Here is a 13482-nt window from a genome sequence, read left to right as displayed (position 1 = left end):
GCCTGCGGGCATAGCCTCACGGCATGACGGCTCCGTTCCGCGCCGACCACGTCGGCAGCCTCCTGCGCCCACCCGCGCTGCTCTCCGCGAGGGAGCAGCACGCCGCGGGCTCCCTCGACGACGCCGGCCTGCGTGCCGCGGAGGACACCGCGATCCGCGACGTCGTCGCACTGCAGGCGGAGGCCGGCCTGCGCTCGGCCACCGACGGCGAGTTCCGCCGCACCTCGTGGCACATGGACTTCATCTACCGGCTCGGCGGCATCACGAAGACCGACCAGCGGATCGAGGTGAAGATGCGCAACGCCGCGGGCGAGGGCGCGTTCACCTCCGCGGGCATGGCGGTCGACGGCCCGGTCCGCCTGGAGAACCCGATCTTCGCCGACGACTTCGCGTTCCTCGCCGAGCAGGTGGGCGCCGGACGGGCCGGCACCGTCGTGCCGAAGCTGACGATCCCGTCGCCGAGCATGGTCTACGCCCGCGGCGGCTCCGCGGTGATCGACCGCGGCGTCTACCCCGACCTCGAGCAGTTCTGGACCGACCTCTCCGCCGCCTACGCCGACGAGATCACCGCCCTGCACGGCCTCGGCTGCCGCTACCTGCAGCTCGACGACACCGCGCTGGCCTACCTCAACGACCCCGCCCACCGCGCCGACCTGGCCGCGAAGGGCGACGACCCCGGGACCCAGCACCTGCGCTACATCCGCCAGATCAACGCCGCGATCGCCGACCGGCCGTCGGACCTGCGGGTCACCACGCACATGTGTCGCGGCAACTACCGCTCGTCGTGGGCGGCGGAGGGCGGCTACGACCACGTCGCCGAGGCGCTGTTCGGCGAGCTCGCCGTCGACGGCTTCTTCTGCGAGTTCGACGACGAGCGCTCCGGCGGGTTCGAGCCGCTGCGGTTCGTGCCGCCGGGCAAGAAGGTCGTGCTCGGGCTGGTCACGACGAAGACGGGGAAGCTGGAGGACGCCGACGCCCTCAAGCGCCGCATCGACGAGGCCGCGGCGCACGTGCCGCTCGACCAGCTGTGCCTGTCCCCGCAGTGCGGCTTCTCGTCCACGGTGGAGGGCAACGACCTCACCGTCGACGAGCAGAAGGCGAAGCTGGAGCTGATCGTCCGGGTCGCCGACGACGTGTGGGGGTCGCGGTGAGCGAGGGACCCGCGGGCTGGGCCGTCCCGCTGTACGAGGCCGTCCTCGACGCCACCGGTGTGCGGGAGGGCACGCGCGTGCTCGACGTGGGGTGCGGCGGTGGCGGGTTCTCCCGCGCCGCGGTGGCGCGCGGGGCGCAGGTGCACGGCGTCGACGGCGACCCGTCGGCCGTGGCGCTGGCCGCGCGGGAGGTGCCGGAGGCGACGTTCGCCGTCGGCGACGCGGCCGATCTCGGTGACGTCGGACCGGTCGACGTGGTCGGCCTGGTGCAGCTGGTCGCCCACCTGCGCGACCCGCGCCGGGCGCTGGCGGAGGCCGTGCGCGTGGCGCCGGGCGGGCTCGTCGCCGTCACGGTGTGGGGCCGTGAGCAGGACTGCGAGGTGCGCGCTTTCGGCGAGGCGCTGGCGCCGTGGCTCGGGCCGCGCCGCCCGCCGCCCGAGGACGGCCCCGACCAGCTCGCCGACCTCGTCGGCGGGGCGGGACTGCGGGTCGTGTCGTCCGAGCAGGTGGTGTGCGCGTTCCGCTACCCCGACGAGGACGCGGTCGTCGGCCCGCTGTTCGACTCCGGCATCGGCCGGCACGCGATGAACGCGGCGGGGCCCGCCACGGTGCGTGCGGCGGTGCTGGACCGCCTGGAGCGCCACCGCGACGGCGACGGCTACGTCCTGAACAACACGTTCCGGGTCCTGGTCGCCCGACCCTGAGACGACGAACGGGCCCCCGCGGTGGCGGGGGCCCGTTCGCCGGTGCGGATCAGGTCACTCGAACGGCCCGTCCTGGACGATCCCGCTGAGCGGACCCTCGACGAAGCGGGGGTCCGCGTCGATCGGCTCGACCTCGGTGCCGTCGACGCCCTCGGGCCGCGGGCCGTCGACGAAGTCGGTCAGCTGGGCGCCCAGGTCGCCGAGCAGTGCGGTGACGGCGCTGCCGCCCTGGCCCAGGTCGTCCGGGGTGGAGATCGGGTCGGCCACGGCCACACCGGCCCCACCGACCACGGTGGCGGCGACGAGCGCGCCCACGATGAGCTTCTTCTTCATCCGGGTGCCCCTCACATGTTCTCCGCGCCGGCGTAGATCGCCTCGCGGATGCGGTTGTAGGTGCCGCAGCGGCAGATGTTGCGGATCTCCTCGATGGCGGCGTCGTCGAGCTTGCGGCCTTCGTCGGCGCACTGGCGGACCTTGGCGACGGCGGCCATGATCTGGCCGGGCTGGCAGTAGCCGCACTGGGCGACGTCCTTGTCGATCCAGGCTTCCTGCATGGGGTGCAGGTCGGCGTCGACGGTGTCGGCGAGGCCTTCGATGGTGGTGATCTCGTCGTCGGCGGAGATCTCGCCGACGGGGACGCTGCAGGGGTTGAAGGCCTTGCCGTTGATGTGGCTGGTGCAGGCCTTGCAGACGTTGATGCCGCAGCCGTACTTGGGGCCGGTGACGCCGAGGATGTCGCGGATCACCCAGAGCAGGCGGACGTCGTCCTCGGTCTCGACGGTGACGGACTCACCGTTGAGGTTGAAGGTGTGGGTAGGCATGACGTACTCCTCAGAAGGTGAAGTCGAGGCCGTCGGTCGGCGACTGCGGGATGGGGGGGACGACGGGCTTGGGCTCGAACGGGAACGGTTCCTTGTGGTGGATCGGGAAGTACTCCGGCGTGATCCCGGTGGCCCGCCGGTAGGCGTTGGCCACCGCGGCGCCGGTGGAGGCCACGCCGGCCTCACCGATCCCGCCGGGCTCGGGGAACCCGGAGTCGACGATGTGGATGTCCATCTCGATCGGGGTGTTCCACTGGCGGGTGTAGAAGTAGTTGTCCCAGCTCGCCTCGACGAAGTAACCGTCCTGCAGGTGCAGGCCCGCCGTCAGGATGTTGGCGATGGCGTCGTTGATGCCGCCCATCATCTGGGCCTCGATACCCCGCGGGTTGATCACCAGGCCGGGGTCGATCGCGAAGGTCACCTTGGTCACGCGCGGGCCGGTGACGCCCTCGCGGATCGGCCGGTTCACCGTCTCCGGGCGGCAGTCGATCTCGACGAGGCAGGCGGAGACGCCCTTGTACTCGAAGTGGAAGCCGATCCCCTGGGCGGTGCCCTCCGGCATCGACCTCCCCCAGTCACCCTCCTCGGCGACCTTGTCCAGCACGCCGCGCGCCCGGTCGGACTTGAGGAACTCCCGGCGGAACTCGTAGGGGTCCTTGCCCATCTGCTCGGCGATCTGGTCGACCATGAGCTCGCGGGCGGCGGTGACGTCGGGTGAGTAGATGTTGCGCGTCGACTGCGTGTTGAAGCGCATGTCGACCTCGTTGAGCAGGCGTGTGCTCACCCCGAAGTCGTAGTGCGCGACCTGCGTCAGCTCGAAGACCGACTCGGAGAACGTGAGGTTCGCGAGCGGGGCCTTGATCGCGGCCGCGGTGATCGGCTCGCCCAGGCCCGGATTGATCTCGGAGGAGACGCTGGTGTGGCGCTGCTCGAAGCTGAGCACCTTGTCCCCGGCGACGACGGCGCGGATCCGCGAGGTGCACAGCGGGTGCACCCGTCCGACGCGCGAGTCGTCGGCGCGGTGCCACATGAGGTTGACGGGCTTGCCCATCTTCTGCGAGATCTCCGCGGCCTCCAGCGCGCCGTCGAAGAACAGCTTGCGGCCGAAGGAGCCACCGCCCTGGACGACGTGGAAGGTCACGGCGCCCACCGGGAGGCCGAGGATCTTCGCGATCTCGCCCTGGGCCGCGATCGGGTTCTTCGCCGGGCCCCAGATCTCGGCCGAGCCGGCGCGCACGTCGGCGATCGCGGAGTTGGTCTCCAGCGAGCTGCCGCTGCGGAAGTAGAACGTGTGCTCGCTCTCGATGCTCTCGCCGACCACGCCGGCGGGCACGACCAGCGGGAGCTGGGCCGCCCGGACCTGCTCCAGGACCGAGTCGTCGCTCGCGCCCTCCGCGGTGCCGGCGCCCCACTGGGCCCGCAGCACCTGGATGGCGTCGATGCACTGGCCGAAGGTCGCGGCCCGCACGGCGATGCCGGTCCCGACGACCTCGACGTCGGTGACGCCGGGCATCCGGCGGACCTCGTCGATGTTGTCGACGGACTCGACGGTGCCGTTCAGCGTGGGTGCCCGGCAGACCATGGTCGGCAGGGCGTCGGGGATCTTCAGGTCGGTCACGAACTTCTTCGCGCCGGTGACCATCGCGCGCTGGTCGTGCTTGTTGCGCGGCTTGCCGATGACGCTGAACTCCTCGCGCGGCTTGAGGAGGACCTCGACCGGCTCGGTCACATCGCTGGCGGCGATCTCGGCCAGGTCGCCGATCGGGATGGCCGCACCGAGGGTGTCGGTGATGACGCCCCGACGGGTGGTGAGGAGGTTGACCTCCTGCTGCAGCTGCGCGGCGGCCGCGTTGAGCAGGCGGCCGGCGGCGATGGCCGCCGCGACCCGGATCGGGGTGTAGGTGGTGAAGACCGTGCTCGATCCGCCGGTGAGCTGGTTGAACAGCAGCTCCGGGCGGGCGTCGGCCAGGGTGACGATCACCTGTTCGGGATCGAGCCCCATCTCCTCGGCGATGACGATCTTGGCGTAGCCGATGATGTCCTGGCCGTTGTCCGAGCGCGGGAGGTCGAAGGAGACGGTGCTGTCGCGGTTGACCTGGATGCGGATGAGGTTCGCCGTCGGGCGGGCCGCGTCGCGAAGCGCGTCGAGCAGGTCGTAGATCTCCGGCGTCTGCGGAACGGAGACGAGCGGGTCGGCCGCCGCGCTCGGGGCGAGACCGAGGAACCCGGTGGTCATCTCCGCGGCGACCACCAGCGTGGGGGCGGCGATGACGAAGCCGAGGAAGCTGCGCCGGCTGACCTGGGCGCGGGGTGCTGCGGGTGGTGGGGAGGCGAAGCGGTGGTGGGCCATCCAGAGGTCCTGTTCTTCAGCCGCCGACGGGGGAGCGCGGCGCGTTCGGGTGGTCCGGGTCCGCCGGGGGCGGATCATCGTGCGGACGCGTCCCCGCCCATGCGAACGACCGGAGCGCCGAGTTCGGCGTTCCGGTCGTCGTGGGTGGAGCGGGCATCGTCGTCCTCTCGCCGAGGATGCCGGCGGCACGGGTGAGCCGTGTCGCCCGACATCGTCGGAAAGTCAACGATCCGTGCGTCGCTCCGGATACGCGGTGTCGCACGACCCCGGGGAGCGAACAGGAGCTCCATGGGGCCGGTGATGGCCCGAGAGCCGCATCCCAGTCGCAGATGCGGGAAGAATCGGGTTACTGCTTACTCAACGACGGGTCCACGGTGGCCGACAGGGTCACTCGAACGGGTGACCGCGTCGGGCCGACCAGCCGGGTGGTGACGGACCGGCCACGGGAGGAGATGGCCCGGAGCCGGTCCGTCGTCGGTGGGGTCCGGCTCCCTAGTCGAACGGACCGTTGAGCAGTCCGCCGACCGGGCCCTCGACGTAGCGGGGGTTGACGGGCGGGAACTCGTTCTCGACGCCGTTGGCGCCGTCGGGCCGGTTGTCGCCGTTGAGGGCGTCGGTGCCCTGGAAGGTGAGCTCGCCCAGGATCGCCGTGACCGAGGTGCCGACCTGGCCCGGGTTCTGGGTGTTGGTGTAGTCCGCGTCGTTGTCGTCGGCTGCCGCGACTCCGGCGCCGATCAGCAGCAGGCCACCGGCAACGACGGCCAGGGTCACGCGCTTTGCTGTGTTCATGCGGTTCGTCCTCGTCTCTACTTGAAGGATGGGGAGGTGGGCCCGGGAGCAGATCCCGGGCCCACCGCGATCACATGTTCTCGGCGCCGGCGTAGATCGCCTCGCGGATGCGGTTGTAGGTGCCGCAGCGGCAGATGTTGCGGATCTCCTCGATGGCGGCGTCGTCGAGCTTGCGGCCTTCGTCGGCGCACTGGCGGACCTTGGCGACGGCGGCCATGATCTGGCCGGGCTGGCAGTAGCCGCACTGGGCGACGTCCTTGTCGATCCAGGCTTCCTGCATGGGGTGCAGGTCGGCGTCGACGGTGTCGGCGAGGCCTTCGATGGTGGTGATCTCGTCGTCGGCGGAGATCTCGCCGACGGGGACGCTGCAGGGGTTGAAGGCCTTGCCGTTGATGTGGCTGGTGCAGGCCTTGCAGACGTTGATGCCGCAGCCGTACTTGGGGCCGGTGACGCCGAGGATGTCGCGGATCACCCAGAGCAGGCGGACGTCGTCCTCGACCTCGACGGTGACCTGCTCACCGTTCAGGTTGAAAGTCTGTGTGGGCATGTCAGGCTCCTCAGAAGGTGAAGTCGAGGCCGTCGGTCGGCGAGGTCGGGATCGGCGGGGAGGTCGGGTACTGCGTGAAGCCCTCCGGGAACGGCTCCTTGTGCAGGACCGGGGTGTACTCCGGCTCGATCCCGGTGGCGCGCCGGAAGGCGTTCACGACCGCCGACATGGTGGCGGCGACCGAGACCTCACCGGCACCACCGGGCTCGGGGTACTCGGAGTCCTCGATGAGGATCACGTTGACCTCGGGCGGGGTGTTCCACTGCCGGGTGTAGAAGTAGTTGTCCCAGCTCGCCTCGACGAACGATCCATCGACCAGGTGCAGGCCGGCGGTCATGGCGTTGGCGATGCCGTCGTTGATCCCGCCCTGCACCTGTGCCTCGAACCCGAGCGGGTTGAGCAGCAGGCCGGGGTCGACGACGAAGGTCACCTTGGTGACGCGCGGGCCGGTGCGGGCCGAGCGGATGCTGCGGTTCACCGTCTCGGGCCGGGCGTCGATCTCCACGACGCAGGCCGTGGCGCACTTGTACTCCTGGTGCACGCCGATGCCCTGGGCGGTGCCCTCCGGCATCGACTTGCCCCAGTCGGCCTCGTTGGCCGCCCGCTCGATGACCTTCCGCAGGCGGTCGGTCTTGACGAACTCGGTGCGGAAGTCGACCGGGTCCTTGCTCAGCCGCTCGGCGATCCGGTCGATCATCAGCTCGCGGGCGGTGCAGGTGTCCGGGCCGTACACGTTGCGGGTCGAGCCGGTGTTGAAGCCGTAGTTCGTCTCGACCATGAGCCGGGTGTTCACGCCGAAGTTGTAGGGCGTGTGCACCGAGATCTCCCAGAAGGTCTCGGACACCCCCAGGTTCCCGCCCGGGGCCTTGATCAGCTGCGACGAGAGCACGTCGGTCAGCCCCTCGTCGACCTCCATGTTGACGCCGGAGTAGCGGAGCTCGAAGCTCGCCACCGCGTCGTCGGTGACGACGGCGCGGACCCGCGTGACGCACAGCGGCTTCACCCGGCCCTGCCGGCAGTCGTTGGCGCGGTCCCACATCAGCTTGACCGGCTTGCCGATGGCCTTAGCGGCCTCGGCGGCCTCCTGGATGTGGTCGTTGAACAACCGCCGGCCGAACGAGCCACCACCCGGGATGACGTGGAACGTGACGTCGTTCTGCGCGAGGCCGAGCTTCTCGGCGGCGATCTTCTGGCCGGCGATCGGGCTCTTCGCCGGGGCCCAGACCTCGGCCTTGCCGTCCTTGACGGAGACGATGGCGCAGTTCGTCTCGAGGGCGGAACCGTTGCGGGAGTAGTGCACCAGCTCCTGCTCGAGGGTCTTGCCGGGGATCGGCGGCGTGACCAGCGGCAGCTCGGCCCGGCGCAGCCCCTCGACGATGTCCTCGTCGCTCTGGCCGGCGACGGTGCCGGGCTTCCAGTTCATCTCGAGCGCGTTCACGCCGTCGATGGCCTGGCCGAACGTCTGCGCCCGGACGGCGATGCCGTTGCCGATCGGCGCGACGTCGGTGATGCCGGGCATGTTGCGGACCTCGTCGAGGTTCGAGGGCCCGCCGTCGGGGAAGCCGTTCAGGTCGGGCGCCCGGCAGATCACCGTGGGCAGCGCGTCCGGCGGCTGCAGGTCCATGGCGAACTTCTTCGCGCCGGTCACCATGGCGCGCGCGTCGGTCTTGCCCCGCGACTTGCCCAGGACCGTGAACTCCTCGCGGTCCTTCAGGATGACCTCGGCCGCCGTGGTGACCGGCACGGCCGCCAGTCGGCTCAGCTCGCCGAAGCCGATGGCCCGGCCGCCCGTGTCGACGATGGTGAGGCCCGCGGTCTCGAGCAGGCGCTTCTCCTGGCCGAGCTGCGCGGCGGCGGCGTCGAGCAGCGCGCCCTTGGCGATCGCGGCGGCGACCCGGACCGGGGTGTAGAGGGAGTACGTCGAGCTGGATCCACCGGTGAGCTGGTTGAAGATCAGCTCGGGGCGGGCGTCGGCCAGCGTGACGTCGACGTCGGACGGATCGATGCCCATCTCCTCGGCGATGACCATCGCGAAGGAGGTGATGATGCCCTGGCCGTTGTCCGAGCGGGGCAGCGCGAACGCGACCCGGCCGTCCTCTTTGACCTCGACCGCGAGGAGGGGGTTGGTGGGGCGGCAGGCGTCGCGGTACGCGTCCACGAACTCGTAGAGCTCGGGGGTCTGCGGCGGCGAGGGCAGCGCGGCGGCGCTGGCCTGTGCGCCGCCCCAGGCCGCCTGGCGGCCGACGTCGGCGACGACGACGAGCGTCGGCGCGGCGACGAGGTAGCCGAGGAACTTCCGGCGGCCGACCGTCATGAACCCGGTGCCGGAGTCACGTGACTCGGAGCGTGTGGTGGTGCCTGCGCTGTGAGCGGGCATCGATGTCCTCCTGTCAGGGTTCCCGCCCCTGACAGGAGGGTGCGGGGGGAGTGAACCCAGTTCGGAACTGCGTGGTGGTGAGTACGGCTAGGTGCGGCTCGGGGGCGCGCCCACGCCGAATACCGGCACACCGGGAAGCTGGTGTGTGCCGGTCGTCGCAAGGTGAGCGGACACCGTCGTCCTTTCGTCAGACTCCGACTCGCAGGGGTCACCCGCGTCCGGCATTGTCGGAGACCAAACGAACTGCGAAGCGGCCCAGTTATGGGCGATAAGCCCAGGTCAGCCGATCGAGGCGTGCAGAGTTCCCGAGTCACCCGGTGTTACGCGTCACATGGATCGATTGTGTGTCCGCTCCTGCGGATTCAGTGCCCAGGATCGTCCGCTTCAGCGGATTTGAGCTGACGCGGGTCGAATCACCCGTTCGAGGGACATCATCAGCCGATCAGTACAGCGTGCCGACACCCGGTCGGGTCAGCAGCCGAGGCGTTCGGCCAGGCCGACGAGTGAGTCGACGGAGACGTCGGCGGCCGGGTCGTGATCCGCGATCGCGACATCGGGACCCTTCTCGTCGGGCCGGTGCACGTAGGCCGTGCGCATCCCGCGGTCGCGCGCGGCCGCCAGGTCGTCGAGGTGCGCGGCGACCATCAGCACCTGCCCCGGCACGACGTCGAGCAGGCGGGCGGCGCCGTCGTAGACCTCGGGGTCGGGCTTGTAGTGCCCGAACAGCTCCGCGGACAGCACCGTGTCCCACGGCAGCCCGCCGTGGCGGGCCATGTCGACGAGCAGCGAGACGTTGCCGTTGGACAGCGTCGCGACGACGAACCGCGACCTCAGCCGGTGGAGCCCCTCCACGGAGTCGGGCCACGGGTCCAGCCGGTGCCAGGCGTGGACCAGCTCGACGCGCACGTCCTCGGGGGTGGCCGGCACGCCGAACTCGTCGAGCAGCTCGTCCAGGGACGCGCGGTGCAGGCCGTCGAGCCCGGTCCACGGCCGCTTGCCTCGCCGGACGCGGTCCATCGACGGCAGGTAGTGACCGCGCCAGGCGTCGGCGAACGCGCCTGCGTCGACCTCGGGGCCCAGTAGTCGCGCGACCGCCGCGGCCACGCCCGAGCGCCAGTCGACCACGGTGCCGAACACGTCGAACACCAGTGCGCGCACGTCCACCCGGGCAACCTAGACCTCTCCCCGTCCGGAGGCGCCGCGACCTGCGGGCCGGAGGTCAGGAGACACCCAGCCGGGTGCGCAGCCCCGTGTGGTCCCACAGCGTGCGGTAGGACGAGATGAGTGACTCGACGACGGCCCCCCGGGTGCGGTGCCGGAAGGCGACCACGGAGATCGCGAGCACCTCGACCCTGCGATGGGTGGGTGCGATCCCGGGCAGCAGCCACGGCAGCTCGCGGTCGTGGGTGAACCCGACGATCCGCTGGTCGACCAGCGTCCGGACGTCGACCGTGCGCGTGACCCGGCGGAAGCTCAGATCGTCGGGCAGGTGCGGGAGCACGTCCTCGGCGAGGTGGCGACGCAGCTCGTCGCCGGAGCGCGGTCCGCCGACCGGGACGTCCTCCACGGTGCCGTCCGGGGTGATGGTCGCGAGCGCGGCCTCGATGTCGCCCGTCGTGTGGATCGCCGCCCGGAAGGCGTCGGTCTGCTCCTGCGCCGCCGTGGCCAGCCTCTGCATCGCCACCGTCATCGGCGACCCGTCCCTCTCCGTTCACGACGATGCCCCGACCCCGAACGTTCCGGGGCCGGGGCATCGTCGTGGCTGTCGGGCTACGGAGCCCCGACCGCCAACTTGGTCTGCATGATGTCCCGACAGATGTGGCCGTTGGCCTCGATGCCGACCCGTCGCAGCCGGGCCCGGCGCAGGTGCAGCGGCACCTGTTCCGTGGTGACCCGGCTCCCGTCGGCGTGCATGAGCAACGGGGCGTCGTCGCCCGCCGGCAGACCCACCTTCCGCCGCCGGTCACGGAGCCGGTCGAGGTCCACCGACGGTGGAACCTCGCCCAGCACCATGGCGGCGAGCTGGTCCGGATGCGCCCCCTCGTCGACCAGAGGTTGGGCGACCCGGTCCTGACCGGCGATCGCGGCCTTCGAGAGGAACTCCGTGCGCAGCTCGTCGAGCTCCGCGGTGGCCTCCCCCTCGAACGCCTTGACGAACCCGGACTGGGCGGCGACGCCCTTGTTGATCGCGTCCGCGGTCTGGTTCTCCTGCAACGTCACCACCGCGTGCCGAACCCCGTCGACCTCCATGACCGCGTCGTAGGCGTCGGCGACCATGAGGAAGGCGAAGTTCGGAGCGCAGAAGAACGTCGGGAGCCGCAGCACCACGGTCGCGACCCCGTCGTCGGAGACGGTGTGGGACTCGACGAACTCGAGGTCCGTGATGGGCTCGTCGAGTTCCGGGTCCATCACCGTCTCCAACGCCCGCCAGACGCCGTCGACGGTGGCGGTCATGCGTCGACCAGCTGCTCTCCGGGCTGCGCCGGGTCGTCGGTCGGCAGCTGCAGCTCGGCGGGAACCGGGATGTCGTAGAGCCGCGCGGCGTTGAGGCCGAGGATCTTCTTGCGCGACGCCGTGGTCATCCGCGGGTAGTCCGAGAACGCCGGGTCGTCGGGCATCTGCCAGTCGACCAGGCCCTCGACCTGCCACTTGGGGGTCCAGATGTTGTAGTCGCCGCCGAAGGTCATGCGGTCCTCGCCGACCCAGAACAGCAGCTCGCCCATCACCTTGGCGAAGAACTTCGGGCGGGCGTGCATGAGGCCACCGACGACGACGGACAGGCCGGCGTAGACGTTGGGCTCCTGGACGGCCATGAAGCAGAAGTCGTCGATGCGCGGGATGGCCGCGTGCTCGATGATGAAGTTCAGGCCCTGGTGGTCGGTGGCGCACTGGTCGACGTCGTCGGCCGAGAACGCGTCCTTGTTCAGCGGCCAGATCGTCGGGCCCTTGTGGGCGTGGATGTTCTTGATGCCCAGGTCCTGCGCGGCCTGCAGGAAGTCGTAGCACGCGGGGTCGGTCAGCTTGTAGCCGCGCGAGTCGCCGTTCCACTCCGCGGTGTAGAGCTTGCAGCCCTTGAGGTTGTACTTCTTGGCGTCCGCCTCGAGCTGCTTGAGGCCCTCGGCGCCGTCGCGCGGGTCGAAGCGCCCGTTGACGATGACCTTGTCACCGAGCTCCTCGAGCAGCGCGGCGTTCTGGTCGACCGTGTTGAAGCCCTCGGTGTACCACTCCTTGAGGTACGTCGACTGGAAGATCGCGACGTCGACGTGCCCCTCCTCGTACATGTCCCGCTTGAAGTCCTCGGGGGTGACCTTCAAGTACTTCTCGTAGTCCCAGTGGGTCTCGGGCGGGCCGAGCTGGTGGTAGCCGTAGAAGCAGTCGATCCAGCCCTTCGCGAACTCCTCGCGACCTTCGCGCCAGTTCTCGCGGCTCGCGTCCCAGAAGTGGGAGTGGGAGTCGACTACGAAGTACTTCTCGCCATCTTTTTCGTACATGGTGGTGGGAACCTCTCTGCGTCAGTACTTACGGAACGAGGATTGCGCGGCCGCGGACCCGACCGGCATCGAGATCGTGGAGGGCGTCGAGCGCCGCTTCCAGCGGGTACTGCTTGGTGTGCAGCGTGACCTTGCCGGCCTGCGCGAGGACCATCAGCTCGGAGAGGTCGGAGTAGGTGCCGACGATGTTGCCGATGACGTTCTTCTCGCCGCCGACGAAGTCGAGCGTGGGGGCCCTGAACTCGCCGCCGTAGCCGAGGATGTACTGCGATCCGGCCGGGGCGGTCATCTGCCAGGCGTCGAGCTCGGCACCCTGCTCGGCGACGAAGTCGAAGACCACGTCACCGCCGAGGCCGTTGGTCAGGTCCTTGACGGCCTGGACCTGGTTGCCGTCGGCCAGCACCGTCTCGTCGGCGCCGAGCTGCTTGGCCAGCGCGAGAGCATCGGGGTTGCGGTCGACCACGATGATCCGCGCGCTGGTGATCGCGACGAGGGACTGGATGCCGATGTGGCCCAGCCCGCCCGCGCCCTGGACCACGGCGGTGGTGCCGGGGAACAGGCCGCCCGCGGCCTTGCGCACCGCGTGGTAGGCGGTGATGCCGGCGTCGGCCAGGGCGGCGACGTCGGCCGGGTTGGTGCCCGCGTCGAGCTTGATGCAGGCGCGGGCGGTGGTGCGCAGGTACTCCGCCATGCCGCCGTCGTTGTTCGAGAGGCCGGGGAAGAACGCGGCCTCGCACTGCATGTCGCGGCCACGTCGGCAGGCCAGGCACAGCCCGCACGAGGGCTGCGGGTGCAGGATCACGGTGTCGCCGACGGCGACGTTGGTGACGCCCGTCCCGATCTCGTGGACCCAGCCCGCGTTCTCGTGGCCGATGACGTAGGGCAGGTTCGGGTTCTGGGCCTCGGCCCAGTCGCCGTTGATGATGTGCAGGTCGGTGCGGCAGACGCCGGCGCCACCGACCTTGATGATCACATCGAGCGGCCCCTGGATCGTGGGCTCCGGAATGTCGTCGATCTTCGGATCCTCGTGGTACGCGTGTACCCGAACGGCCTTCACCGGTGGGACCTCCTCAGGGTCGGGGACTGCCCCCGATTCCAGTGCCGAGTGCTCCCGCTCACAACCGGACCTATTCCACATGACGAGAAAACGGGCATATCGGACTTAGGCTGACCTGTGGTCGGACGGACGCCCGGACCCCTCCGGCAGCAGGGCGGTGGTCTGCGGAGACCGACGCCCGGCATCCCGGCCGGA

At 70.3% G+C, this 13482-nt stretch carries 13 protein-coding genes; 2 read left to right on the top strand and 11 right to left on the bottom strand.

The window, feature by feature from the left end; genetic code table 11:
- Positions 1–23 precede the first annotated feature (23 nt).
- Positions 24–1151 carry a 5-methyltetrahydropteroyltriglutamate--homocysteine S-methyltransferase gene (locus I4I81_RS23650; RefSeq protein WP_218602424.1) on the top strand — a complete coding sequence of 376 codons (1128 nt, stop codon included), beginning with the start codon at positions 24–26 and terminating at the stop codon, positions 1149–1151.
- A complete protein-coding gene (locus I4I81_RS23645) occupies positions 1148–1855 on the top strand; it encodes a class I SAM-dependent methyltransferase (RefSeq protein WP_218602423.1) in 708 nt (235 codons plus the stop codon). Before I4I81_RS23650 ends, I4I81_RS23645 begins: the two co-directional genes overlap by 4 nt.
- A gap of 54 nt (positions 1856–1909) precedes the next feature.
- Here the strand turns inward: I4I81_RS23645 and I4I81_RS23640 are convergent, their stop codons facing one another.
- The 11 genes from I4I81_RS23640 to I4I81_RS23590 all read right to left on the bottom strand — a co-directional run bounded on the left by I4I81_RS23640 (position 1910) and on the right by I4I81_RS23590 (position 13287).
- Positions 1910–2203 (bottom strand): hypothetical protein, encoded by a 294-nt coding sequence (locus tag I4I81_RS23640; protein ID WP_218602422.1) that lies wholly within the window; start codon positions 2201–2203, stop codon positions 1910–1912.
- Positions 2200–2676, bottom strand: a complete 477-nt coding sequence (locus tag I4I81_RS23635) for a (2Fe-2S)-binding protein (protein WP_218602421.1) — start codon at positions 2674–2676, stop codon at positions 2200–2202. Before I4I81_RS23635 ends, I4I81_RS23640 begins: the two co-directional genes overlap by 4 nt.
- Before the next feature lie 10 nt (positions 2677–2686).
- Positions 2687–5026 carry a molybdopterin cofactor-binding domain-containing protein gene (locus I4I81_RS23630; protein WP_218602420.1) on the bottom strand — a complete coding sequence of 780 codons (2340 nt, stop codon included), beginning with the start codon at positions 5024–5026 and terminating at the stop codon, positions 2687–2689.
- A gap of 492 nt (positions 5027–5518) precedes the next feature.
- Positions 5519–5815, bottom strand: a complete 297-nt coding sequence (locus tag I4I81_RS23625; RefSeq protein ID WP_218616348.1) for a hypothetical protein — start codon at positions 5813–5815, stop codon at positions 5519–5521.
- Positions 5816–5885: 70 nt separating this feature from the next.
- The gene (locus tag I4I81_RS23620; protein WP_218615768.1) at positions 5886–6362 is read right to left on the bottom strand and encodes a (2Fe-2S)-binding protein; all 477 of its coding nucleotides are present in this window, start codon (positions 6360–6362) and stop codon (positions 5886–5888) included.
- A gap of 10 nt (positions 6363–6372) precedes the next feature.
- Positions 6373–8739: a molybdopterin cofactor-binding domain-containing protein gene (locus tag I4I81_RS23615; RefSeq protein ID WP_218603985.1), complete on the bottom strand. Its 2367-nt coding sequence runs from the start codon at positions 8737–8739 to the stop codon at positions 6373–6375.
- 471 nt (positions 8740–9210) lie between these two features.
- Complete coding sequence (locus I4I81_RS23610; protein WP_218603984.1) at positions 9211–9903, bottom strand: haloacid dehalogenase type II; 693 nt, start codon at positions 9901–9903, stop codon at positions 9211–9213.
- Between the two features lie 55 nt (positions 9904–9958).
- Complete coding sequence (locus I4I81_RS23605) at positions 9959–10429, bottom strand: hypothetical protein (RefSeq protein WP_218616347.1); 471 nt, start codon at positions 10427–10429, stop codon at positions 9959–9961.
- An 80-nt stretch (positions 10430–10509) separates the two neighbouring features.
- Entirely contained in the window at positions 10510–11193 is a 684-nt protein-coding gene (locus I4I81_RS23600) for an iron-sulfur cluster assembly protein (protein WP_218603982.1), read from the bottom strand.
- Positions 11190–12230 carry an amidohydrolase family protein gene (locus I4I81_RS23595; protein ID WP_218603981.1) on the bottom strand — a complete coding sequence of 347 codons (1041 nt, stop codon included), beginning with the start codon at positions 12228–12230 and terminating at the stop codon, positions 11190–11192. Before I4I81_RS23595 ends, I4I81_RS23600 begins: the two co-directional genes overlap by 4 nt.
- A gap of 28 nt (positions 12231–12258) precedes the next feature.
- Complete coding sequence (locus I4I81_RS23590; RefSeq protein ID WP_218603980.1) at positions 12259–13287, bottom strand: NAD(P)-dependent alcohol dehydrogenase; 1029 nt, start codon at positions 13285–13287, stop codon at positions 12259–12261.
- Between the last annotated feature and the right edge of the window lie 195 nt (positions 13288–13482).

Origin of the sequence: Pseudonocardia abyssalis, from assembly GCF_019263705.2 — a bacterium.
GTDB lineage: Bacteria > Actinomycetota > Actinomycetes > Mycobacteriales > Pseudonocardiaceae > Pseudonocardia > Pseudonocardia abyssalis.
Note: the sequence above shows the minus strand (reverse complement) of the source record. Positions and strands in the feature narration are given on the sequence as shown.

Coding starts and splice junctions, on each gene's coding strand:
- I4I81_RS23630 (WP_218602420.1), bottom strand. CDS start 5,026: ATGGCCCACCACCGCTTCGCCTCCCCACCACCCGCAGCACCCCGCGCC.
- I4I81_RS23625 (WP_218616348.1), bottom strand. CDS start 5,815: ATGAACACAGCAAAGCGCGTGACCCTGGCCGTCGTTGCCGGTGGCCTG.
- I4I81_RS23595 (WP_218603981.1), bottom strand. CDS start 12,230: ATGTACGAAAAAGATGGCGAGAAGTACTTCGTAGTCGACTCCCACTCC.
- I4I81_RS23600 (WP_218603982.1), bottom strand. CDS start 11,193: ATGACCGCCACCGTCGACGGCGTCTGGCGGGCGTTGGAGACGGTGATG.
- I4I81_RS23620 (WP_218615768.1), bottom strand. CDS start 6,362: ATGCCCACACAGACTTTCAACCTGAACGGTGAGCAGGTCACCGTCGAG.
- I4I81_RS23615 (WP_218603985.1), bottom strand. CDS start 8,739: ATGCCCGCTCACAGCGCAGGCACCACCACACGCTCCGAGTCACGTGAC.
- I4I81_RS23635 (WP_218602421.1), bottom strand. CDS start 2,676: ATGCCTACCCACACCTTCAACCTCAACGGTGAGTCCGTCACCGTCGAG.
- I4I81_RS23605 (WP_218616347.1), bottom strand. CDS start 10,429: ATGACGGTGGCGATGCAGAGGCTGGCCACGGCGGCGCAGGAGCAGACC.
- I4I81_RS23650 (WP_218602424.1), top strand. CDS start 24: ATGACGGCTCCGTTCCGCGCCGACCACGTCGGCAGCCTCCTGCGCCCA.